The 23,627-nt window shown below is 42.9% G+C and carries 18 protein-coding genes and 2 tRNA genes; 12 read left to right on the forward strand and 8 right to left on the reverse strand.

What is annotated here, in order from left to right; genetic code table 11:
- Positions 1–68 precede the first annotated feature (68 nt).
- From O4M77_RS10110 to O4M77_RS10145, 8 genes are all read left to right on the forward strand, one after another.
- Positions 69–1,373: an IS4 family transposase gene (locus O4M77_RS10110; protein WP_159124594.1), complete on the forward strand. Its 1,305-nt coding sequence runs from the start codon at positions 69–71 to the stop codon at positions 1,371–1,373.
- Positions 1,374–1,670: 297 nt separating this feature from the next.
- Entirely contained in the window at positions 1,671–3,053 is a 1,383-nt protein-coding gene (gene ahcY, locus O4M77_RS10115; RefSeq protein WP_180002089.1) for an adenosylhomocysteinase, read from the forward strand.
- A 179-nt stretch (positions 3,054–3,232) separates the two neighbouring features.
- Positions 3,233–4,069 carry a methylenetetrahydrofolate reductase [NAD(P)H] gene (metF, locus tag O4M77_RS10120; RefSeq protein WP_166137759.1) on the forward strand — a complete coding sequence of 279 codons (837 nt, stop codon included), beginning with the start codon at positions 3,233–3,235 and terminating at the stop codon, positions 4,067–4,069.
- A gap of 31 nt (positions 4,070–4,100) precedes the next feature.
- On the forward strand, positions 4,101–4,811 hold the full coding sequence (locus O4M77_RS10125) for a 16S rRNA (uracil(1498)-N(3))-methyltransferase (protein ID WP_005236749.1): 711 nt from the start codon (positions 4,101–4,103) through the stop codon (positions 4,809–4,811).
- Between the two features lie 177 nt (positions 4,812–4,988).
- Positions 4,989–7,865 (forward strand): putative bifunctional diguanylate cyclase/phosphodiesterase, encoded by a 2,877-nt coding sequence (locus O4M77_RS10130; protein WP_323713437.1) that lies wholly within the window; start codon positions 4,989–4,991, stop codon positions 7,863–7,865.
- Positions 7,866–8,006: 141 nt separating this feature from the next.
- Complete coding sequence (locus O4M77_RS10135; protein WP_323713438.1) at positions 8,007–10,286, forward strand: NADP-dependent malic enzyme; 2,280 nt, start codon at positions 8,007–8,009, stop codon at positions 10,284–10,286.
- Between the two features lie 83 nt (positions 10,287–10,369).
- Positions 10,370–11,602: a multifunctional CCA addition/repair protein gene (locus O4M77_RS10140; protein ID WP_180010628.1), complete on the forward strand. Its 1,233-nt coding sequence runs from the start codon at positions 10,370–10,372 to the stop codon at positions 11,600–11,602.
- Positions 11,603–11,769: 167 nt separating this feature from the next.
- Positions 11,770–12,210: a GNAT family N-acetyltransferase gene (locus O4M77_RS10145; protein ID WP_180129902.1), complete on the forward strand. Its 441-nt coding sequence runs from the start codon at positions 11,770–11,772 to the stop codon at positions 12,208–12,210.
- Between the two features lie 39 nt (positions 12,211–12,249).
- Here O4M77_RS10145 and epmA read toward each other — a convergent pair whose 3' ends face one another.
- The 3 genes from epmA to O4M77_RS10160 all read right to left on the reverse strand — a co-directional run bounded on the left by epmA (position 12,250) and on the right by O4M77_RS10160 (position 15,729).
- Positions 12,250–13,230 carry an EF-P lysine aminoacylase EpmA gene (gene epmA, locus O4M77_RS10150; RefSeq protein ID WP_323713439.1) on the reverse strand — a complete coding sequence of 327 codons (981 nt, stop codon included), beginning with the start codon at positions 13,228–13,230 and terminating at the stop codon, positions 12,250–12,252.
- On the reverse strand, positions 13,227–14,294 hold the full coding sequence (locus O4M77_RS10155) for a 4-phosphoerythronate dehydrogenase (RefSeq protein WP_323713440.1): 1,068 nt from the start codon (positions 14,292–14,294) through the stop codon (positions 13,227–13,229). The genes epmA and O4M77_RS10155 overlap by 4 nt, the downstream gene beginning before the upstream one ends.
- A gap of 211 nt (positions 14,295–14,505) precedes the next feature.
- On the reverse strand, positions 14,506–15,729 hold the full coding sequence (locus O4M77_RS10160) for an acyl-CoA dehydrogenase (protein ID WP_323713441.1): 1,224 nt from the start codon (positions 15,727–15,729) through the stop codon (positions 14,506–14,508).
- Positions 15,730–15,990: 261 nt separating this feature from the next.
- On the opposite strand from O4M77_RS10160, the gene O4M77_RS10165 reads away from it, so the two are divergent.
- Positions 15,991–16,944, forward strand: a complete 954-nt coding sequence (locus O4M77_RS10165) for a LysR substrate-binding domain-containing protein (protein ID WP_323713442.1) — start codon at positions 15,991–15,993, stop codon at positions 16,942–16,944.
- Positions 16,945–16,999: 55 nt separating this feature from the next.
- Here O4M77_RS10165 and O4M77_RS10170 read toward each other — a convergent pair.
- The 3 genes from O4M77_RS10170 to greB form a co-directional block, all read right to left on the reverse strand.
- Positions 17,000–17,090 (reverse strand) — tRNA-Ser (locus O4M77_RS10170).
- Between the two features lie 260 nt (positions 17,091–17,350).
- Positions 17,351–17,441 (reverse strand) — tRNA-Ser (locus tag O4M77_RS10175).
- A gap of 88 nt (positions 17,442–17,529) precedes the next feature.
- Positions 17,530–18,024 (reverse strand): transcription elongation factor GreB, encoded by a 495-nt coding sequence (greB, locus tag O4M77_RS10180; RefSeq protein WP_159123487.1) that lies wholly within the window; start codon positions 18,022–18,024, stop codon positions 17,530–17,532.
- Between the two features lie 363 nt (positions 18,025–18,387).
- Here greB and O4M77_RS10185 point away from each other — a divergent pair, with 363 nt between their 5' ends.
- Entirely contained in the window at positions 18,388–19,503 is a 1,116-nt protein-coding gene (locus O4M77_RS10185; RefSeq protein ID WP_179992802.1) for a transglycosylase SLT domain-containing protein, read from the forward strand.
- Positions 19,504–19,596: 93 nt separating this feature from the next.
- Here O4M77_RS10185 and O4M77_RS10190 read toward each other — a convergent pair whose 3' ends face one another.
- Together O4M77_RS10190 and ttcA are read right to left on the reverse strand one after the other, a co-directional pair.
- Complete coding sequence (locus O4M77_RS10190; RefSeq protein ID WP_004784757.1) at positions 19,597–19,983, reverse strand: SCP2 sterol-binding domain-containing protein; 387 nt, start codon at positions 19,981–19,983, stop codon at positions 19,597–19,599.
- Positions 19,984–20,201: 218 nt separating this feature from the next.
- Complete coding sequence (gene ttcA / locus O4M77_RS10195) at positions 20,202–21,131, reverse strand: tRNA 2-thiocytidine(32) synthetase TtcA (protein WP_323713443.1); 930 nt, start codon at positions 21,129–21,131, stop codon at positions 20,202–20,204.
- Between the two features lie 501 nt (positions 21,132–21,632).
- Here ttcA and O4M77_RS10200 point away from each other — a divergent pair.
- Entirely contained in the window at positions 21,633–22,505 is an 873-nt protein-coding gene (locus tag O4M77_RS10200) for a lytic transglycosylase domain-containing protein (protein ID WP_323713444.1), read from the forward strand.
- 178 nt (positions 22,506–22,683) lie between these two features.
- A complete protein-coding gene (gene htpX, locus O4M77_RS10205) occupies positions 22,684–23,589 on the forward strand; it encodes a protease HtpX (RefSeq protein WP_166137792.1) in 906 nt (301 codons plus the stop codon).
- Positions 23,590–23,627 lie beyond the last annotated feature (38 nt).

The following is a 23,627-nucleotide window of genomic DNA, read 5'->3' on the forward strand; positions in this document are numbered from 1 at the left end:
CCAGTCAGTTAAGCAAATTTTAGTAAAATGTAGTAAAAATGAGTGTATGTAAATACGCTCATTTTTTTATGTCTTTATCTGAACATTTAGAATCCACTCTTGAACATTCTCTCCCATCACTCAACCATTTTTGTGAACTTATTGATTTAAATTGGATTGAAACAAGCCTGCATCAAACAGGTAAGGCATCAATCAGAAGGAGAAAATTACCTGCTGAGCATGTGGTTTGGCTTGTTATTGGGCTTGCCTTGTTTCGAAATCAACCCATCAGCTATGTTGTAGAGCAATTAAACCTCGTGTTTGGTACAACAGAATATTGTGTTCCTAGTGCAGCAGTCCAAGCACGACAACGTTTAGGACAAGAGCCTTTAAGTACCTTATTCTCTCTGCTCAGCCAAGCATGGTTTGATGAAACACAGCAACAATATTCAAACTTTCAAGGACTTAGCATATGTGCTGTTGATGGGGTGGTTTGGTCTATGCCGCTGACCGAAGAGAACTTTAATCATTTTGGCTCATCTAAAGGTAAAACTGCTGTAGCACCTTACCCACAAGTGAGAGCCACGTGCCTAGTCAATACCAATACCCATGAAATCATAGATGCCCAAATAGGCAGTATGGATCAGGGTGAACTCACATTAGCAAATCAATTATCTCCTCCAGCACAAAGTATTACATTATTTGATCGAGCTTATTTCTCTGCTGATTTTCTAATAGGGTGGCAAACACGTGCAGAATCAAGTCATTGGCTGATGCGAGCAAAAGATAATTTACGTTATGAAATTATTAAACGGAATTCCCCACATGATTTTCATATCAGGATGCCAATATCACCTAGAGCCAAGAAGCTTAACCCAACGTTAGGGGATTATTGGGAGGCACGTTTGATTGAAGTTGAGCAGGCAGGAAAAATCAGACGTTACATTACTTCATTATTAGATTCAAAGACATACCCACTTATAGCCTTGGCAAAGTTATATGCTCAGCGTTGGGAAATTGAAATGTGTTACCGAGAAATTAAAAGCAATTTGCAGAAAGGTAAGCTCTTAAGAAGCAAGCAACCAGACTTAATTTATCAAGAATTATGGGGTGTCTTGATTGCCTATAATGTTCTGAGACGACAAATGAAACATATGGCTCAACGAGCTAAAGTAAGTCCTTTGAGAATCAGTTTTCATATTGCATCTATTGCCCTTCTTAATTTACTCAGATTCGACTCTTTGGCTTCTGCAGGTAATCTCCCCAAACATCTGGAAAGTTTAATGGAGAAATCTAATCGGTATGTTATACCTGAGAGAAGAGTGAGGAGTTATCCAAGGGTTGTAAAAGGAAAACCTCAAAAATACCCAAGAAAAAGCCAGTCAATCTCTTAACTGACTGGCATTACGTCAGATGATGGGCTTTTTTACGAGAATAAAACTTTATTTCAGTTTTCAAATATCAGGATATTTTTCAAAATTTTCTTATTAGTCAGATATTAAACAATTTCGGATTGGAACCAAATTAATTTCCAAGTACAATACCCCGCTAGTCGAGGGATGCTGCGACGTTTTACAGGTACGAAATGTAAAAGCGCCAGGCTCGACGATCGGTCCAACTTTTTCTAGACGGACCAACAACGGCATCCGCGAACTGAATGATCAATTATTGTTTTTTATAAGGAGATCGTGATGAACGCGGTTAATGCTTCATTTACAGATTATAAAGTTGCCGATATTTCTCTAGCTGACTACGGCCGTAAAGAAATCAAACTTGCAGAAGCTGAAATGCCAGCCCTCATGGGTCTGCGTAAGCGCTACTCAGCTGCCAAACCGCTTGCTGGTGCCAAAATCCTTGGCTGTATCCACATGACTATTCAAACTGCAGTTTTAATTGAAACTCTGGTTGAATTAGGCGCTGAAGTTCGCTGGACTTCTTGTAACATCTTCTCTACTCAAGACCACGCTGCTGCTGCAATCGCTGCTCGTGGTATTCCTGTATTTGCTTGGAAAGGCGAAACAGAAGAAGAATACATGTGGTGTCTTGAACAACAGATCAATGTGAACGGCAAACCTTGGGATGCCAACATGATTCTGGATGATGGCGGTGACTTAACTGCTGTTGTTCACGAAAAATATCCTGAACTGATTGCAAAAATCCACGGGATTACTGAAGAAACAACTACAGGTGTAGCGCGTCTTCTGGAAATGTGGAAAGATGGCTCTCTGAAAGTTCCAGCGATTAACGTCAACGATTCAGTAACCAAGTCTAAAAACGACAACAAATACGGTTGCCGTCACTCTCTAAATGATGCGATCAAACGTGCAACTGACATGCTGCTTTCTGGCCGTCGTGCGTTAGTGATCGGCTATGGTGACGTAGGTAAAGGTTCTGCTCAGTCTCTTCGTCAAGAAGGCATGATCGTACGTGTATCTGAAATCGATCCAATCTGTGCGATGCAAGCATGCATGGACGGTTATGAAGTGGTTTCTCCATACAAAAACGGCGTTCAAACTGGCAAAAAAGAAGATGTGAACGTTGATCTTCTTCAAAATACCGACCTGATCGTGACTACCACTGGTAACTACCACGTATGTGACGCTGCAATGCTTGATACATTAAAAGCAGGTGCTGTGGTATGTAACATCGGTCACTTCGACACTGAAATCGATACCAACTACCTACGTAGTTATAAATGGGTTGAAGTGAAACCTCAAGTACACCAAGTATATCGTTCAGAAAATGAAAATGATTACCTGATCCTGCTTTCTGAAGGTCGTCTGGTAAACCTGGGTAATGCAACTGGTCACCCATCACGTGTGATGGACGGTTCATTCGCGAACCAAGTATTGGGTCAAATGCACCTGTTCGCTGAGAAATTTGCGGATCTTCCTGAAGATCAAAAACAAGCAGCGATTCGTGTAGAACTGCTTCCTAAGAAATTAGACGAAGAAGTTGCTGCTGCAATGGTTGCCGGTTTCGGTGGTGTTCTGACTCAATTGACTCCAGAACAGGCAGATTACCTAGGTGTACCTGTTGAAGGTCCATTCAAGTCTGATGCTTATAAATACTAATTTTTGATTTCCACCTCACCCCGGCCCTCTCCTATAAGGAGAGGGAGATTTCCATTGTGAAAATTGTTATAGGGTAAGTCTTTAAAGACTTTAACTATCACAATGGTAGTCCCTTCTCCCTTTGGGAGAGGTCAGGGAGAGGGTGATAAGTAAAAAGTATTTATAAAAAGGATTTGAACATGTCTAAACAGATTCCAATTTCTTTTGAGTTTTTCCCGACCAAAACCGATGCGGGTGCGGAAAAGCTCAAAACCGTACATCAAGAACTACAACTGCTGAACCCAGAATTCTTTTCTGTGACGTATGGCGCGGGTGGTTCAACACGCGAACGTACTTTATCTACGATCAATGACTTTAATGGTAAAGGTACACCCGTTGCCCCTCACCTGTCTTGTATCGGTGATGACAAGGCACGTATCGCTGAACTGCTTGATTTGTATAAGGCACAAGGAATTAACCGTATTGTCGCGCTGCGTGGTGACTTGCCATCTGGTCAGGTGGGCCTGGGTGAACTGCCATATGCACAGGATCTGGTTCGCTTTATCCGTGAACATTCAGGTGACCACTTCCATATTGAAGTTGCCGCTTATCCTGAAATGCATCCACAAGCAGACAGCTTTGATAAAGACATTCAGCACTTTGTGGATAAAGTAAATGCTGGTGCCAATGCGGCATTGACCCAGTTCTTCTTTAACCCGGATGCATACTTCTACTTTGTAGACCGTATCCAGAAAGCAGGCATTGATATTCCAGTAGCGCCAGGCATCATGCCGATTACCAATGCCAGCAACCTGATTCGCTTCGCAGATGGTACAGGCGCAGAAATTCCACGCTGGATTCGCAAGCAACTGGCAACTTATGGGGATGACACTGCAAGCATTAAAGCCTTTGGTCATGAAGTCGTCGTAAAATTCTGCGAACGCCTGATTGCTGGCGGTGCACCGAGCCTGCATTTCTACACCATGAATACCACTGATCCAACCCGTCAACTTGTTAAAGACCTCGGTCTTGCATAAGTAAAATACCTGATTTGAGAGTAAAACTTTAATGCCACGTTTTTTTATTGAAGCTGATTTAGCAGTAGATACCACTGTAGAACTGACTGAAACAGTGTTTCATCATTGGGTTAAAGTTTTACGTGCTCAAGTCGGCGAAAAAGCCACCCTGTTTAATGGACAAGGTGGTGAATATGAAGTTGAACTGGTTGAAGTTTCCAAAAAGTCGGCTGCTGTACAGGTCAATAGTTACAACCCTACGGATCGCACACCCAAATTTAAAGCCTTGCTTGGCCAGGTCATGAGTAAAGGTGACCGCATGGATTATGCGATCCAGAAAGCGGTCGAACTGGGTGTATCTGAAATTCAACTTCTAACCTCTGAACGCTGTGAGATGCGCCTGAAATACGACCGCGACCAGAAAAAACTGGATCATTGGCAAGGTGTGGCGATTGCCGCTTGCGAACAGTGTGGAATGAATATTGTTCCTAAAATTTTAGCGCCAATGTCACTTGAAAAATGGCTGGAAACCGATCTTCCTCATACCAAACTGGTGCTAGCGCCAAACAAAGAAGAAATTGATGTTCTGGCGAATGCCACGCTGGATATTGCCTTGCTGATTGGCCCTGAAGGTGGCTTGAGTGAAGCTGAAATCCTAGCGGCGAATACGCAAGGCTTTGTCAATTGGTGTATTGGTGAACGTGTCCTGCGTACCGAAACTGCTCCTGTCGTTGCTCTCTCAATTTTGAATTACACTATTTAAGCGGTCAAAATTGTAAAATTTAGTTATTAATTTTATTGATTTTTATTTATAAGCACTCTACTCTTGAGTCAATAATAATGAAACACATATTGATTGATTTAAGAATCATTCAGGCTTGAATAAAAATTAAAATCTAGGATAAAAACCGTTCAGGACGAATACAAGGCACTTAATTATATGATTGATAATCAAGAGGCTTATATCAAAGAGCACTTGCATCGTGCTCAGATTGCGAACACGCTTCGACATAGCCGATATTTTCTGTTAAGTATCATGATTATTTGCCTCTATATTTTCTGTGTTTATCACATTCAATATAGCTTATCGAATAGTTACTTTAATCTCTGGTTTATCCTGACTGAAATTACCGTCAGCATGTGCTGGCTCATCAATACCCTGTATTTTAAGCCTGAACAATATCAACTAAAAAATGCGCATTACTGGTTACAAATTCAGAGCCTTGCGGTAGGTTGCTGTATCGCTTCCGGTATTTCCCTGATTTATTATTACTTGCCGCAGGCCAATACCAATTTTGATGAAATAGAAGCACTGACTCTATCAGCCTTGCTGTTAATCGTGACCCAAGCTTTCGGTCTGACTTATTTAACCCAGAAGCTCAGTTATTTTTCACTGGTATTTTTGCCTTCATTGGTACCCTTTTTACTCTTTCAATTTTTTCATATCTCAGGTGCCAATCCAGTCTTTGGTCTAGCCTTAAATTTTGCAGTCATTGTGATCCTGCTCTGTGCCAATAGTACCTATCGTATTCATACCCGTACTTCCCGCCTTTATGCAGAAAATGAATTGCTGGTGAATAATGCCGAACAACAGGTCGCCTGGACGGATGAACTGTGCAAACAGCTACAAACGGAAGTCAATAAATCAAAAGATATCGAACTGGAGCTACAACTCAGCAATCAACTACTAGAGCAGAAAGTTCGTGAACGTACTTATGATATTGAACAGATTAATATTGATCTGAAAAACCAGCAGCAAAACCTTGAACTGACTCATGAAATCGCCGGTATCCGTCCATGGGACTGGAATATCAAAGACCGCAGTATTTTGCTGACCAATCATAAAGATGAGAAGGTACAACGGAAATCCAGTGAGCATCATTTGCAGTTACAACATATGATTCATCCCGATGATCTGGCTGCATTCAAAAGCAATATGAAACAGCATCTGCGTGGGAAAACTGAGCGCTATGAAGTAACTTACCGGATTCAGCAAGCGCCGGGAGTCTGGAGCTGGGTACATGATGTAGGCCGGGTGATCAGTCGCGATCCCGAAACTCACCGTCCTTTACGCATGGTTGGAATTTTACGAGATATTCAACAGGAACGTAGTTCTCAAGAACGCTTGAAACTGGCAGCAAGTGTAATTGAGCAGGCGGCTGAAGGAATCTTCATTTTAAATGATGAATTACGTTATATCGAAGTGAATCCTTATTTCGAGAATTTGTCCGGTTTTGAACGTAATGACATCTTGGGTAAATATCTATTTGATATTACTGCGAGTCATAAGTCACAGCAGCGCAGCATTCATTCCAATATCATCAAACAAGTTGTGAAAATCGGTTCTTTTGATGGCGAACTGAGTGAGAAATTCCTGTCTGGCAAAGAGATGCCACTCTGGTTACATATCAATGCAATTACCGATGATGAAGGCCGTATCACTCACTATATCGGCATTGTCTCTGATCTGACTGAACGTAAATTACAGGAACAGCGCCTGTCTTATCTGGAAAATTACGACACACTGACTGATTTACCGAACCGTTTTTACTATAACTACCAGCTGCATCAATATCTGATGACGCAAAAAGATTCCATCAAGAAAATGGCGGTGATCCGACTCAATATCGACCGTTTCCGTCCATTGAATGAATACCTGTCTAATAATGGTGGTGATGAGCTGTTGCGTCAGGTGGCACAGCGCTTACGTCTGACTAATGCTGAAGCCCTGTTTGTGGCCCATCTAAATGGTGACGATTTTGCGATTCTGTATGAAATCTCGCATATTCGCCCGTCTGTACAGGAACACTGTCAACGAATTGCTGAAGCCTTCCAGGCTCCTTTCCATATTTTTGGACAAGATTATGTGATTACCCTATCGATGGGCGTGGCCTTCTATCCGGATCATGGTCGTCAGCTAGATTATTTGAATAACTGTGCTGAACAGGCGCTGAGTGAAGCCAAAAATCTCGGCGGGAATACTATCCATTTTTACTCCAATGAAAATACAGCTTTGCTAGAGCAAGGAATTTTCATTGAACGCGATCTGCGTAAAGCCATCCAAAATGGCGAACTCGTAGTTTATTATCAACCGAAAATTAATTTCAATGACCAGCATATTTATGGCTTTGAAGCTTTAGTGCGCTGGAAACATCCAGAAAAAGGCATCATCCCACCTAGCTTGTTTATTCCTTTAGCCGAACAGACCAGCCTGATTTCCGAGATCGGCCGTTTGGTGATTCAGCAAACTGCCAAACAGATTCGTGAATGGAATGATCTTGGCTTTCATAATATCTGTGTCTCTGTGAATATCGTGGCACAGCAACTGCGTCGTGGTCAGTTACTCGATGATCTGGATCAGGCCATTAGCGAAAACCAGATTTCTGGCACCAGTCTGGAATTGGAAATTACTGAATCTTCACTGATTGAAAACTCTGAATCTGTCAAAAATCTGCTGAACCAGATCAAGCAGCGCCAGATTAATATCTCGCTGGATGACTTCGGAACCGGTTATTCTTCTTTGTCCTATCTTGCCGATTTTCCTATTGACATTCTCAAAATTGACCGCAGTTTTGTCTCTAAAATTGGCGAACATAAACAGGAAGCGATTGTCAGCGCCATGGTTGCGATGGGTAAAGCCATGGGCATGACTGTCGTCGCTGAAGGTATTGAAACTGAAGAACAGCTGCAATATCTACGTGATTTAGATTGTGATATTGCCCAAGGCTACTTCTTCTCCAAGCCATTGCCTGAACTGGAAGCAACTGCGTATTTAGAACAGAATCGCGTCGCTGAAACTTATATATATCAAGTCTAAGTCTATATCTACCTCGAATAATATTGTCGCAAAAATGGTCGACTTTGACTGGGCTAAGTGCTTAACAAATGTTATATTCAGAGCCATAAATGCAATTTTTTACCCGCTTTCTGGGTAATCTTTACAACGATAGAGATACAGATGGACGAACAATCTTTAAAGCAGCAGGCTCTTTACTATCACGAATTCCCTACTCCAGGAAAAATCAGCGTTACACCAAGCAAACAATTGGTCAACCAACGTGACTTAGCCCTTGCTTACTCGCCTGGCGTTGCCGCACCATGTCTTGAGATTGAACGTGATCCTTCAACAGCTGCACTTTATACCGCACGCGGTAACCTGGTTGCAGTGGTCAGTAACGGTACAGCAGTTCTTGGTTTGGGTAATATTGGCCCACTGGCGTCTAAACCAGTCATGGAAGGTAAAGGCGTACTGTTCAAAAAATTTGCGGGTGTTGATGTATTCGATATCGAAATTGCTGAAAATGATCCAGACAAGATTGTTGATATTGTCGCTTCTCTAGAACCCACTTTTGGCGGGATCAACCTGGAAGACATCAAGGCTCCAGAATGTTTCTACATTGAACAGAAACTTCGTGAACGCATGAAAATTCCTGTGTTCCACGATGACCAACATGGTACTTCAATCATTGTAGGTTCTGCTCTTCTTAATGCTTTGCAATTAAACGGCAAAAAAATTGATGAAATCAAGATCATTGCTTCAGGTGCCGGCGCTGCTGCCCTGTCTTGCTTGAACTTGCTTTGTGCCCTTGGCGCGAAAAAAGAAAATATCATCGTTGCTGACTCACGTGGTTTATTGACAACTAAACGTGAAGGTCTGGACGAATCTAAAAAAGCATATGTACAAGACATTGATGCCTCTCAGATCGGTGACGTGATTGCAGGTGCAGATATGTTCCTGGGTCTTTCTGCAGCCGGTATTCTCACCAAAGAAATGGTGAAACTGATGGCCAGAGATCCAATTATCTTTGCCTTGGCGAACCCAGATCCAGAAATTCTACCTGAACATGCACACGAAGTTCGTGATGACGTCATCATGGCGACTGGCCGTTCTGACTATCCGAACCAGGTAAACAATGCACTGTGCTTCCCTTATATCTTCCGTGGTGCATTAGACGTTGGTGCCACCACCATTAATGAAGAAATGAAAATTGCCTGCGTACATGCAATTGCACGCATGGCACATGTAGAAGCAGATGCTGCATCTTATGGTGAAAAATCAGCTTCTTTCGGCCGTGATTACCTGATTCCTGGTCCACTGGATCAACGCCTGATTCTGGAAATTGCGCCTGCAGTTGCTCAAGCTGCAATGGATTCTGGCGTGGCAACTCGTCCAATTCAGGATTTCTCGGCATATCGTCAACGTCTGTCTGAGTTTGTTTACAACTCAGCCTTCATGATGAAACCAATCTTTGCACAAGCTAAAACAGATCCTAAACGTATCGCTTATGCAGAAGGTGAAGACCTGCGTGTACTTCGTGCTGCACAAATTGCAGTGGATGAAGGCTTGGCAAAACCGATTCTGGTAGGTCGTCCAGCAGTCATCGAAGCCAATATCAAGAAATTGGGCTTACGTCTTGAAGATGGTGTCAACATCACCATCGTGGATCAGGAAAAGAACCCAGATTACGAAAAATTTGCAGACGACTATTACAACCTGATGCAACGCAAAGGTGTAACGCCTGAATATGCACACCGTGAAGCGCGTCGCCGTTCTACCCTGATCGCTGCGATGCTGGTTCGTCATGGCATGGCGGACGGTATGTTATGTGGTACTTACTCAAGCTATGACATCCATCTGGACTTTGTCAGCAATGTCATCGGCAAACAGGATGGCCATAATACCTTCTTCACCTTAAACGCATTAATGCTTGAAGAGCGCAACCTGTTTATCGCGGATACCTACATCAACCGTAATCCAACGGCTGAACAGCTTGCTGAGATGACGATTCTGGCTGCTGAAGAAGTACGTCGTTTCGGTATTACTCCACGTGTTGCCCTACTTTCTCACTCTAGCTTCGGTTCAGACCAGCACGATGCCAGCGCACAAAAAATGCGCCGTGTATATGAAATCCTTTCTGAAACTGCACCTGAGCTTGAAGTTGAAGGTGAAATGCATGGTGATGCAGCACTGGACGAAAATATCCGTCAGTTTGCATTCCCGAACTCTCGTTTCAAAGGTTCTGCAAACTTGCTGATCATGCCAAATCTGGATGCAGCCAATATTTCGTTTAACCTGTTAAAAGCAACTTCAGGTAATAACGTGACCATTGGTCCTATCCTGCTTGGTGCTGCGAAACCTGTTCATATCCTGACACCAACTGCAACGACTCGTCGCGTAGTGAATATGACAGCGTTAACTGTTGCTGAAATTCAGGAAGCAGAAAAAAACGCGCTTTAAGGAATGTACGCATCAGCGTAACTTCTTGACTTGAGAAAACCTCTATTCTGTAGCATGATGCTTGTAAGAATAGAGGTTTTTTCATGCAAGTTTATTTAGTAGGCGGTGCAGTTCGGGATCATTTACTTGGACACCCCTATCACGAAAAAGATTATGTGGTTGTCGGCGCGACGCCGGAACAATTGCTTGCTAAAGGTTTTCAACCTGTTGGCAAGGACTTCCCTGTTTTTCTTCATCCTGAAACCAAAGACGAATATGCTCTGGCACGTACCGAACGCAAGTCTGGCTATGGTTATCATGGTTTCGAATTTTATACCGATATCAATGTCACCTTGGAAGAGGATCTGATCCGCCGTGACCTGACCATCAACGCCATGGCCATGGATGATTCAGGTAAGATTTATGATCCTTATGGCGGTCAAAAAGATCTGGCTGATCGTGTACTGCGTCATGTATCAGAAGCTTTTGTCGAAGATCCTTTACGTGTTTTAAGGATTGCCCGCTTTGCTGCGCGTTATCAACATCAGGGTTTTAGCATTGCAGAAGAAACATTGGTGCTGATGAAGCAGCTGGCGGAATCGGGCGAGCTTAATGCATTGACACCTGAGCGGGTCTGGAAAGAAACCACACGCGCACTGATGGAACAAGATGCAGATGTGTATTTTGAAGTATTACGTAGTTGTGGTGCTTTAAAAGTGCTGTTCCCGGAACTGGATGCCTTATATGGCATTCCGCAACGTCCTGAATATCATCCGGAAATTGACTGTGGTATTCATACCATGATGTCTTTACAGCAAGCCTGCCGCCAAAATTATACTCTGGATGTTCGTTTTGCAGTTCTGGTTCATGATCTGGGTAAGGCATTAACCCCTGTTGAAGAATTGCCACGCCATATCATGCATGAAGAACGTGGGATCAAACCGGTAAATGAGCTGTGTGAACGTTTAAGAGTTCCGACTCATACCAAACAGCTGGCATTGGCAGTTTGTAAAGAACACTTAAAATGTCACCAGGCTTTTAACTTAAAACCTGGCACTTTATGGCGTTTATTACAGCGTCTGGATGTATTGCGTCGTCCTGAACGTGTTGAAGCGTTTGTACAGGCCTGTGAATGTGACTCTCGCGGTCGCTTGGGTCTGGAAAATCGTGCTTATCCTCAGGCTCAATATGTGCTGGATGCCATGCAGGTTGTACGTAGCATCAAAGCACAAGATTTACCACCGGAAATTCAAGGTCCGGATATTGGTGAAATGCTGATTGAACGACGGATTGCGGCTTTAGCAGAACTGAAAGAACAGCATAGTGCCATACTTTAAACATCAGGCTCCTTCAAGGGGCCTTTTTATTTAATATCTGAAATCTCATTCATCTCGATTTTCTATATAGATAGCAATAATTCTTTGAAGCTACTGTGCACTTGCAACACTTAAGCAAAGTAAATATTGATTATGATTGATATTATTTTTAGCTAAGAATATGTCTAATGACTTATCTCATCCGTCAACTGGATCTTGAAAAAGACCTGTATGACGTTCATCAACTCACGATTCAGCTTGGCTATCCCTCTACGCTGAAAAATATCAAACAGCGTTGGGAACGGATTCATCAAGACAGTCATTATCAGACACTAGTTATAGAACAGGATTCACATGTAATCGGCTATGCCGGTTTTATTCAGGAATACACCAGGGAATTTGACGGTGGATACTTAAGGATTCAGGCTTTTGTAATTGATCAGGCCCATCGTGGAAAAGGTATTGGCAAGCAACTGATGGCTGTTATTGAACAGATTGCAAAAGAGCAAGGCTTCAAGATGATTCAGCTCAACAGCGGAAATCGCGAAGAAAACCACCCTGCGCATACCTTTTATCAAGGACTGGGATTTGACAGTTACAGTATTGGATTTCGTAAGCATCTGGAATGATCAGCCAGTCATAACCAGCTGATCAATCGTGAATTTAATTTATGAAATTTCAGCCGGGAAAGTAATCACTTTTTCCAATTTCATCTGATTGGTTGCAATCATCAGCAAGCGATCAAGACCTAGGGCAATACCTGAACATTCCGGCATTTGTGGCAATGCCGCCAGCAAATACTCATCAATCGGCATGACATGCAAGCCAAGCACTGCCCGTTCTGCATTATCTGCTTCAAAGCGGGAACGCAAAACTTCAGCATCAATCAGCTCATCATAAGCATTGGCCAGTTCCAGCCCTTCGATATACAACTCGAAACGGGCCGCAACCAGTTCCCTATCTTCATCGATTCTGGTTTTAGCCAATGATGCCAGTTCCGGTGGAAAATCTGTCAGAAATACAGCCGTATCGAAACCCAGGCTTGGCTCGACCATATGCGAGAATAAAAGGTCGATATACCCTAAACGGTCATCCCCCAAGTCCAGATTGAGACCTACCCTGCGACAGCAATCTTTGAGTTGCTGCAAAGTGGCCTGTAAAGGATTGAGATCCAGGCGATCCATAAAGGCATGTTTATAGCTGAGCACAGTGGGGCGGATTTCTCCAAAACGTGCCTTAAGTGTCACATTTAACAGATCTGTCACTTCAAACATCAGATCTTTCAGACTAAAGCCCGGACGATACCATTCCAGCATGCTGAATTCACTATTGTGCTTGCGGCCGTGTTCATCATCGCGAAACACTTTACAGATCTGGTAAATTGGCCCACTACCACTGGCCAATAAACGTTTCATGGCAAATTCAGGTGACGTTTGTAGATAATGTGTGCTGAGCTTACCCATGACATGACGCTGAGCTTGGATTGAAGCCAGATGCACATCGGTCACGCCAGCCTGAGATAAAATCGGGGTTTCCACTTCCAGCACTTCACGTTCAGCAAAAAACTGACGGAGCTGAGCATACATGTTGGCACGCGCTTTAATGGCTTTTAAGTCGCAGGTCGGTTGATAAGATACAATCTGACTCATGCCTTTGGCCCTCCATGAGCGGCCCATTCACGGCGTAAAGGATAAGTCTTGCGTAAATGATCAAATGCTTTCTGATCGACTTTGCCATCTTTTAAACAGGCACGCAGATTGGTATCATCACGGGCAATATCATAGATCTGGGTTAAATGCTGTTGTAGCGCCAGTTTTAAATCCTGGTTCTGGAAAAACTGTACACAGACAGGCAACTGGCTTTCAAACTGCTTATTAATCTCAAAGCCTAAAGTCTGGCAAAATGCCTCGTAAATCATTTGAGTACCGCGTGCCTTACCTTCCAGACTATAACCTGCAATATGCGGCGTCACCAAAGTAATCAGATTCAGCAGCTGTTCAGAAATTTCCGGTTCATGCTCAAAGACATCCAGTACCACCTGACGTTGAGTTGCCTGAATATCAGCAATTAATGCCGCTTCTTCAACAACTGACCCACGCGCTGAATTAATTAAAATGACTTCCGGCTTCATTTGTCCAAGAGCATTAGCATTAATCAAATGATAAGTCGGATGCTGACCCGTTTTGGTTAAAGGCACATGAATGGAAATGGCATCTGCAGTTTTTAGCAGTTCTTCAAATTCAACCTGATGAACCTGATCGCGCTGTACAAAGGGATCATAGGCAATCACATTCCAGCCTAGCAATTTGGCCATTGTTGCTAAACGCGAACCGACATTTCCTAGACCGACAATACCCAAGGTGAAATCTTTATTTGCATTGATCAATTGGGGTTGTAAATATAATAGAGCCGTAATCACATATTCAGCTACCGCCTGCGCATTACAACCGGGTGCATTGCTCCAGCGGATGTTCTGTTGTTCTAGTGCAGCAATGTCCAGATGATCTGTACCAATGGTGGCACTGCCGACGAATTTAATCTGACTGTCCTGTACGAGTGCTGCATTGACTTTGGTCACGGAACGGACCAATAAAGCCTCGGCATCTTTTACATCGTTCTCAGTGAGAGTTCTTCCTGCACAATGCTGAATATCGCCAAATTCTGCAAAGAAATAATCGGTAAATGCCAGATTTTCATCTGCGACAATTTTCATAATCTGTTCCAACGCCTGAATCTGTCTATCATACCGCGTCAACCGGGATGTGACTATTTTCACTCAAGCTTTAGATGAATTCTTATAAACATAGAGATATAAAAAATGCCGAAGTCAAACATCACTTCGGCAAAGGAGTGTAATTGGAGTAAGAAAATGACGCAGGGTTAGGCGATTGAAAGCCATACCCTGCACGAAAAAGTTTCCTTTTTTAATTGGAGAATGCAGCAATACCTGTTTGCGCACGACCTAGAATCAAGGCGTGTACATCATGTGTACCTTCATAAGTGTTGACCACTTCCAGATTCACCAGATGACGAGCTACACCAAATTCATCAGAGATCCCGTTACCACCCATCATGTCACGCGCTAAACGGGCAATGTCTAAAGCTTTACCACAGTTATTACGCTTGATCAGTGAAGTGCCTTCTACTGAAGCAATGCCTTCGTCTTTCATACGGCCAAAACGTAATGCTACTTGCAGACCCAACGCAATTTCAGTTTGCATGTCTGCCAGTTTTTTCTGGATCAGCTGATTCGCAGCCAATGGACGACCGAACTGTTTACGGTCCATGGTGTATTGATGCGCTGTATGCCAGCAGAATTCAGCTGCACCCATCGCACCCCAGGCAATGCCATAACGCGCACTGTTCAGACAGGTAAATGGACCTTTTAGACCACGAATTTCCGGGAACGCATTTTCTTCTGGTACAAATACATTATCCATCACGATTTCGCCGGTGATCGAAGCACGTAGGCCAACCTTACCGTGAATCGCTGGTGCAGAAAGCCCTTCCCAGCCTTTTTCTAGAATAAAGCCACGAATATCACCGACATTGCCTTCAGGAGACACTTCTTTCGCCCAAACCACAAAGACATCCGCAATCGGGCTGTTGGTAATCCACATTTTCGCGCCCGTCAGACGGTAACCACCATCGACTTTTTTGGCACGAGTAATCATGCTGCCCGGATCTGAACCATGATCTGGTTCAGTCAGACCGAAACAACCGATATATTCACCGGTCGCCAGTTTTGGCAAATATTTCTGTTTCTGTTCTTCAGAACCAAATTCATTGATGGGCACCATCACCAGAGAACTTTGCACGCTGGCCATAGAACGGTAACCCGAATCTACACGTTCTACTTCACGAGCAATCAGACCATAGCTGACATAGTTTAAACCTGCACCGCCGTATTGTTCTGGAATGGTTGGACCCAACAGACCGAGTTCACCCATTTCACGGAAAATGGTTGGATCAGTTTTTTCATGACGGAACTGCTCTAATACACGCGGCTGTAACTGTCCCTGACAATATGCACGCGCAGATTCCATGATCATGCGTTCTTCTTCAGTCAGCTGCCGCTCCAGTAAGAACGGATCCTGCCAGTTAAAATAGACTTTGCTGGTTTTTTTCGTATCGACCATTTGATTCATAGTATTCCCTTCCAATCCTTCATCTATCTATTAGATGATGTTGTTTTATCCTTCAGATTGACTCTAGGCATGAATCATGACTTGTTCAAACAATAAATTTGCATGCAGCTATGCACTTTATGCATACCTTATATAAGTTGCTATTTCTAGAAATTATTTTCTTAGCTTATTTGCCTGTTTTTTATACCAAAGTCGTATAGTAGTATAAGATTGATATACCATTTATTGATATCTGACCATTTTAAGTTCAAGGATGAACAGGTGCGTAGAAAAATACCTTCCCTGCAAGCGCTGATCTGTTTCGAATCTGCTGCACGTCATGCCAGTTATACTTATGCAGCGCAGGAACTGTTTTTAACCCAAAGTGCAATTTCACGCCAGATCCAGCAACTGGAGGAGTATTTAGGCACAGCTTTATTTACCCGTACGCGGCATGGTGTAGAACTCAATCATGCTGGACAGCAATATTTAAAAAGTATCACTCCGCATCTCAAAGGACTGGAACAGTCAACACTGGATGTCATTACGCATCAAGGGCGCGGCGGTACTTTAAAACTGGGCGTAGTGCCTACGTTTGCGACTCGCTGGCTATTACCTAAACTCCAGAGCTTTAATCGGCTGTATCCTGAAATTACGATACATCTGGAAACCAGCACCCGCCCTTTTCTGTTTCAGGAACAGATTTTCGATGCTGCTATTTATGCAGGAACACCTCAACAGGTCGAACAATGGCCTGGTACGCATAGCCATTTTCTAATGCATGAAGATGTAGTTGCTGTCTGTGCACCTGACCTGATTCAACAGTATTTTCCCGATGCACAGAAGATTAATGACTACAGCTATGACTTAAGTGCTGAACAACTGGTTCAACTCCCTTTATTACAGCAAACCACCCGGCCGAATATCTGGGAAGACTGGTTCAAGCTACATCAGATCCAACATCCAAATCCTTTGCAGGGGCAACGACATGAACTGTTTTCTATGCTCGCTGTAGTGGCTAGCCATGGCATGGGAATGGCCTTGATCCCGCAAATGCTGATTGAAAAAGAATTAAAGCGGCAGGAATTGGTGCTGGTATCCAGCAAGACTTTAGAAAGGAAACGAGGCTATTATCTGGTCCACTCCAGTCAGGAAAGCTCACCGCTGATTGAAAAATTTGTTGCATGGATACAACAGGAAATTCAGGGCAGCCTTCCATCTGAGTCTGACCTATAAACCCCAATGATCAGACAATAAAAAACCCCAATCAATGATCGGGGTTTTTCGTATCTGGCGGAAGCGGTGAGATTCGAACTCACGGAGGGGTATAAGCCCTCGTCGGTTTTCAAGACCGGTGCATTAAACCGCTCTGCCACGCTTCCATGGCCGCCATCATATAAATATTTCTGTTTCTTGGCAATAAATTTTCGCAAAACTTCTGTAAAAATCAGTTCATTCAGTTAAAAATCAGACGAAAATTTTAGAGTAGATAAAATTTTATACATAAGATTTAGGGGCTGATATTTTTATTTTCAGAATGAATTTAGCCTTAATGTTCACATCATTTTGAACAATGAAAATTTAAAATCATTTTAATGAGTTAAAAATAAAAAACCCGATCAATGATCGGGGTTTTCGTATCTGGCGGAAGCGGTGAGATTCGAACTCACGGAGGGGTATAAGCCCTCGTCGGTTTTCAAGACCGGTGCATTAAACCGCTCTGCCACGCTTCCATGGCCGCCATCATATAAATAAAAATTGCGCTTGGCAAATATTTTTCCAATTTCTCTGCATCAACTGCACAAAATAAAATCAATTTCATTAATCTTCTGAATTTTCTGGCTTTTCATAGCGAATTGAATTGATAAACCAGAGTTTCTTGCCGGATGGTGTCATCACCTCAGCTTCATCATCCACTGACTTGCCTAACAGGGCACGTGCCATGGGTGAATCAATCGAAATATGCTGCGGATGATGATCATAAATTTCATCGACGCCCACAATCCGAAGGCTCTTTTGCTCACCCTGTTCATTTTCAATTTCGACCCAGGCACCAAAATAAACTTTGCCTTCCTGTTCAGGAGAAAAATCAACAATTCGCAGCTCTTCCAGACGCTTGCCCAGATAACGAACCCGACGATCAATTTTACGTAAAAGCTGTTTGTTATACTGGTAATCTGCGTTTTCCGAACGGTCGCCGAGACTGGCTGCCCAGTTCACTTTTTTGGTAATTTCAGGACGTTCTTCATGCCAGAGATTTTTAAGTTCTGCCACCAATTTATCATGTCCACCACGGGTAATCAGGTTAGATTTCATGTATTTTAATTGCCAATTTTGAACCAGTTTTTAGACATTAAGAGCTTATTTTATTTGGAGTTTTAGGACAAGCCAGAATATGCAATTTTTTTCTTCAATAAATTTAATAACTTAAATTACATTTAAAAAATAAATTATGTACAAAATTTGACAATTCATTTTTTGATCTTTAATATGCACCCTACTTTTGGAATCGCTTATTTTTTAATCTATGTAGTTTTTCTACATATTTCCCGATCAATTTAGTCATTTTGAATGACGTCATGACTGCCCAACCCTTATTGAATTTATCAAACTTTTAAAAGTTTCTGGCTAGTATTGGCTGTGATTTTTAGGGCATAAATTACTTGTAGCGGAGACAACATGCACAGTAGTTCAACCACTGGGTCGAGGCTTTGCCTTAGCTCTTTTATCTCTTCTCTCCCTGTAAAAGCACTGGTACTGAGTACGGCACTTATCCCCTTTCATAGTATCAATGCCACTAAAACCACATTTCAATATGATCATGTGGTCAATAGCAACAAACTCACCGTCGTCACAGTTCAAAGTCCAACGACTGTGTTTCAGGATGGACAACATCAGCATGGCTTTGGTTATGACCTGGTTCGTAACTATGCCAACAGCCTGAATGTTAAGCTGGATTTTAAAACTGTTCCGGATAATGCCACGGCCCTGAAATGGGTAGCCCAAGGCAAAGCCAATCTGGCCATGACCACCACTGATCTGGGTACGATTGAACAACAGCGTTTAACAGCTTTTTCTGCCACTTGTGGTGATGAGTCTGCACTGGCCAGTAATGGACTGAATTCCAATCTGAATCTGGTATTTAAATCAGCCAGTGATCCCTTGAGTCAAACCGCCAGTGCTTTTGTCTGTCAAGGCAAACAAAGCGGTGCGATCAAGCAGCTTGCATCCTTCTACAATCAGAATGTGGTAGAAGAACATTCTTGGGATGAAATTCAACAGGACCTGAACCAGCGACTCCCCACATACAAGGCGAGCTTCCAGAAATCTGCTCAGCAGTACGATCTGGACTGGCACCTGCTCGCCGCGATCGGTTACCAGGAATCCTATCTAAAGCCAAACTCCGTATCTCCCACCGGTGTCCGCGGTCTGATGATGCTCACAAGCTCTACCGCAAAAGCGATGGGGGTTAGTAACCGGACAGACCCAGGCGAAAGTATTGATGGGGGTGCCAAATACTATGACCAGATGCTGAGCCGTTATGAACATATCCCTTATCCGGATCGTAACTGGTTTGCTTTAGTTGCCTATAACATGGGCCCAGGTGCTGTGAATCAGCTGCAAAAACGTATTCAGGCCCAAGGCAAGAATCCGAATAACTGGGTAAACCTGTATGCTTATCTGGAACAGAATAAAGCCAGTAATGGTCGTTACCGTCAGGCCCTGCAATACGTGACCCGTATCCGTGCCTATCTGGAACACATCAAGACTACTCCACAGCTGGTGAATATTTAAGCCTGATCAATTTAAATCTAGTTATTCAGCCATAAAAAAAGCTTACCTCAGGGTAAGCTTTTTTTGTTACTACAGCTTTTTAGATCAAGACTATTAAGCTGTGGTATTTTCAAGTACTTTCTTGAACAGGTCTTTTTGTGCTTGGCTTGGCTTCGCTGTTTGCAATGCCATCAATTGAGACATATCGCCTTGCACCTTGATTTTACCTGTCATGAAGGCTTGCATTGCAGCCGCCATATCAAACTCAAGGAAAACTTTACGTAAGGTTTCACCATCCATGTTCAATGTTGTTTTCGCATTTGGAGATAAACCTTTTTTAATCGCGCCACCTTCCAAAGATAATTCTGTATTACCTGTAGTGTCTGCAACGACCAAATTAATTGCCAGATTCGCCAAAGCAGGTGGCAAATCCAAATCACCAGCTTGTGCAGTGAGCGTGTCTACAGTCGAAAACCAATCATCAGTTAAAAAAGCAGGCATGATCTTTCCTCAATTTATTTATTCATTTGTGTCGACTATCCAGACGACATCAGGTTGAAGCTATTATGCTTGTGACTTGTTATAACATGATCATTATGGCAAAGGCTAACGAATTTTGTACGCACCGTTCAATTTTTATAGTTCTTATCTTGTGTTATTTTTGATTCAGGCATCGGCCGTAGCCCATACCTGTATCGGCTTAACTTTATATAGGTCGATTAGTCTGCTGCAAAGCCCAGATTGACCATATTGATGCGGCGGTTCTCACTTTCTACCGCCTCTTCAGTTGAACAGCTGCTGCCTTTGAAATCGAATTCGCGCTGGCTATCCAGAATTTCAAAGTCGAATAATTCACGGTCAACTAACTGAGATGGTGAAACATTTTGCAAGGCACCAAAGATGCTGTGCAGACGTTTTGGATGCGCATTGTCCCATTCACGTAACATGTCATTGATAATGGCACGTTGAAGATTTTCCTGAGAGCCACATAAATTACATGGAATAATTGGAAATTGACGCATCTGTGCATATTTGATGATGTCTTTTTCTTCCACATAGGCCAATGGACGAATCAGAATGTTCTTTTTGTCAGAAGACAGCAATTTTGGTGGCATGGCTTTCAGGCTGCCACCATGGAACAGGTTCAGGAAGAATGTTGCCAGAATATCATCACGGTGATGCCCCAGCGCCACTTTAGTCGCCCCAATTTCCTGAGCAAAACCGTACAAAGAACCACGGCGCAGACGTGAACATACTGCACAGTAAGTCTTACCTTCCGGTGTCAGTTTTTTGGTAATGCTGTAGGTATCTTTTTCCAAGATGTAATACGGAATGTTATTTTCTTCTAAATAACGCGGTAATACATCTTCCGGGAAACCGGGCTGTTTCTGGTCCAGGTTAACCGCCACCACATCAAAGTTGATCGGTGCAATGCGTTTAAACTGAAGCAGGATATCAAGCAAGGTATAACTGTCTTTACCACCAGAAATACACACCATGACCTTGTCGCCGTCTTCAATCATCTTGAAGTCGCGAATGGCATGTCCGACCTGGCGGCGAAGCTTCTTCAACAAACGGTAGTAGGCAGAGCTTGTTGGCAGTTCAGGTTTGAAATTAAATCCTTGCTCGGATTCAACTGGCGAGTACATAGACGAGAATAACCCATAAATAAAAATACCGCGCAATTTTAGCTGATTCGGTTCCGTATCGCATCAAAAGAATTTATTTTCATACAAATGCCATATTAGTTTCATTTTCATGTTTTATTTAGATTGATATATTGAACGATTTAGTTCAATTTTTAAACGAGATGCTTATCTTTTGGACTTTTCCACAGTTGTCCACAAAAGCTGTGGATAACTTTGTGGATTGAAATGGACTTGACAACTTGTTCACCTCAAAATTTAAGGCTTTTCTTTAAATTGATCATTTTTTGATCAATTTATTTTATTATTAAAATCAACAAGTTAAACCTGTCAACCCTAAGGTTTTAAATTAAATAAAAAAAATATTTTAGTGTTCAAAATATTGACAGCCTTTCCCATTTACATACTCGTTTATAAATGCAGCGTATAAGGCTGTGCATTACGTAATTTTTTGTTAAACTCATTCATGAATTTTTCTAGCTTATTATTTATCAAATATAAACAATGAAAATAAAGACGTATTTCTTGGGGTGTCAACTGATCGGTAGCTTGGTCATGCTGAGCTGCAGTCATTTGGTGTATGCCGGTGAAACCATCTATCAGTTGCGTGATAAAAACGGCAGTACCTTATTGACCAATAAGAAGAGCCGTTATAATCATCTTCAGGTCGAAAAGAAGACTTATTATCCGGATAGCAATATTCATAGCTATAGTAACTGGGGCAGCAGCGAGTCGTCGGTTTTGCCTAGCTATAGCAAGAATAAGAATGCTTTTGATTCGATCATTCGTCAGGCCGCACAGACTTATGGTGTGTCTGAAGGTTTAATTAAAGCAGTCATGCATACTGAATCCGGCTTTAATACCCATGCCCGCTCCCCTGTGGGTGCACAAGGTTTGATGCAGCTGATGCCAGCCACTGCACGTCGCTTTAATGTCAGTAATGCTTATGATCCTCATCAGAATATTATGGCGGGTGCTAAATATCTGGCCTGGTTATTAAAGCGTTTTAATGGCAATACCAGCCTGGCACTGGCGGGCTACAATGCCGGTGAAGGCAATGTCAGCAAATATGGGGGAATCCCGCCTTTCCGGGAGACTCAGGATTATGTACGCCGTGTGACCAGCCGTTATCAAAATCTGTATACTCATGGCCTGAGTGCAAGCACAACCCCGTCTAGCATTTCACCCAGTGAAGGCCGCATCATTGCCAGTTCAGCAAATTACTCCAATGATAGCAGCAGCACTTCGCATATCCAGGCAGCCAAGTATCAGCGTCAGATTATTATGAATGCTGATGGCAGTTATACCGATGCACCGATGGGTTCTTATGCAACGGCAAATGCAACAGCAGCAGCTAAAATTTATTTAAGTGAATAAACAAATCAAAATTATTTGATTCTGAATGGCCTTAGCGAAAATGCAGCAAAAAATAAAGCTGTGTTTTGTGATCTAGGGCCATTTTTTTTCTTGAATTTTTAGTCATTTCACCCCATATTGATTTCAATGATTTTCATTTGCTAATCAGATTATTTTTTTATAATAAGAGGATTTCTCAATGATGCGGATTGGTTTGTTCTTGCTAACCAACCTCGCGGTACTGGTTGTAGCTGGCATTATCCTGTCACTCTTCGGTGTCGGTAGTTACCATGGCGCGGGTGGCTTGAATCTAGGCAACCTGTTGGTGATCTGTTTTGTGTTCGGTATGGTGGGATCACTGATTTCCCTGTTCATGTCTAAATGGATGGCGAAAAAAACAACCGGTACTGAACTGATTGACCCAAATGCCCCTCGTAACCAGGCAGAAGCATGGTTATTACAAGAAGTTGCGCAACTTTCTCAGCGCGCTGGCATTAAAATGCCGGAAGTGGGTATTTTCCCATCTTATCAGTCAAATGCCTTTGCAACAGGCTGGAACAAGAACGATGCGCTCGTGTCTGTGTCCACGGGTCTGCTTGAACGCATGAATAAAGACGAACTTCGTGCAGTACTGGCACACGAGATTGGTCACGTTGCCAATGGCGATATGGTGACACTGGCCTTGATCCAAGGTGTAGTCAACGCATTTGTCATGTTCTTTGCCCGTGTAGTTGGCGACTTTGTAGACCGTACGATCTTCGGTCGTGAAGAAGGTGAGGCACCGGGTATTGGCTATTTTGTGATTACCATTGTGCTGGATATCGTATTTGGTATTATGGCTTCAGCGATCGTGCTGTGGTTCTCACGCTACCGTGAGTATCGTGCTGATGAAGCAGGTGCACGTTTGGCAGGCAAACAGGCGATGATTTCAGCGTTATTACGTTTACAGGCGGAATCAGAAATGCCGGATACTATGCCGAAAGAAATGAAAGCCTTTGCAATTTCTGCTGGTCAGGAACAAGGTTTTAGTCTGGCGGCACTGTTCCAGACTCACCCAACGATTGAACAACGTGTTGCTGCTTTGCAACAACTCGATTGCCCTTAAGCAACGCATTGATTGCTTGATAGAAAAAAGCCTGCATT

Source organism: Acinetobacter sp. YWS30-1 (genome assembly GCF_033558715.1).
GTDB lineage: Bacteria > Pseudomonadota > Gammaproteobacteria > Pseudomonadales > Moraxellaceae > Acinetobacter.

Bases quoted from the DNA above. Each gene is read 5' to 3' on its own strand.
- O4M77_RS10110 (WP_159124594.1), top strand. From the start codon at position 69: ATGTCTTTATCTGAACATTTAGAATCCACTCTTGAACATTCTCTCCCA.
- ahcY (WP_180002089.1), top strand. From the start codon at position 1,671: ATGAACGCGGTTAATGCTTCATTTACAGATTATAAAGTTGCCGATATT.
- metF (WP_166137759.1), top strand. From the start codon at position 3,233: ATGTCTAAACAGATTCCAATTTCTTTTGAGTTTTTCCCGACCAAAACC.
- O4M77_RS10125 (WP_005236749.1), top strand. From the start codon at position 4,101: ATGCCACGTTTTTTTATTGAAGCTGATTTAGCAGTAGATACCACTGTA.
- O4M77_RS10130 (WP_323713437.1), top strand. From the start codon at position 4,989: ATGATTGATAATCAAGAGGCTTATATCAAAGAGCACTTGCATCGTGCT.
- O4M77_RS10135 (WP_323713438.1), top strand. From the start codon at position 8,007: ATGGACGAACAATCTTTAAAGCAGCAGGCTCTTTACTATCACGAATTC.
- O4M77_RS10140 (WP_180010628.1), top strand. From the start codon at position 10,370: ATGCAAGTTTATTTAGTAGGCGGTGCAGTTCGGGATCATTTACTTGGA.
- O4M77_RS10145 (WP_180129902.1), top strand. From the start codon at position 11,770: ATGACTTATCTCATCCGTCAACTGGATCTTGAAAAAGACCTGTATGAC.
- epmA (WP_323713439.1), bottom strand. From the start codon at position 13,230: ATGAGTCAGATTGTATCTTATCAACCGACCTGCGACTTAAAAGCCATT.
- O4M77_RS10155 (WP_323713440.1), bottom strand. From the start codon at position 14,294: ATGAAAATTGTCGCAGATGAAAATCTGGCATTTACCGATTATTTCTTT.
- O4M77_RS10160 (WP_323713441.1), bottom strand. From the start codon at position 15,729: ATGAATCAAATGGTCGATACGAAAAAAACCAGCAAAGTCTATTTTAAC.
- greB (WP_159123487.1), bottom strand. From the start codon at position 18,024: ATGAAATCTAACCTGATTACCCGTGGTGGACATGATAAATTGGTGGCA.
- O4M77_RS10185 (WP_179992802.1), top strand. From the start codon at position 18,388: ATGCACAGTAGTTCAACCACTGGGTCGAGGCTTTGCCTTAGCTCTTTT.
- O4M77_RS10190 (WP_004784757.1), bottom strand. From the start codon at position 19,983: ATGCCTGCTTTTTTAACTGATGATTGGTTTTCGACTGTAGACACGCTC.
- ttcA (WP_323713443.1), bottom strand. From the start codon at position 21,131: ATGTACTCGCCAGTTGAATCCGAGCAAGGATTTAATTTCAAACCTGAA.
- O4M77_RS10200 (WP_323713444.1), top strand. From the start codon at position 21,633: ATGAAAATAAAGACGTATTTCTTGGGGTGTCAACTGATCGGTAGCTTG.
- htpX (WP_166137792.1), top strand. From the start codon at position 22,684: ATGATGCGGATTGGTTTGTTCTTGCTAACCAACCTCGCGGTACTGGTT.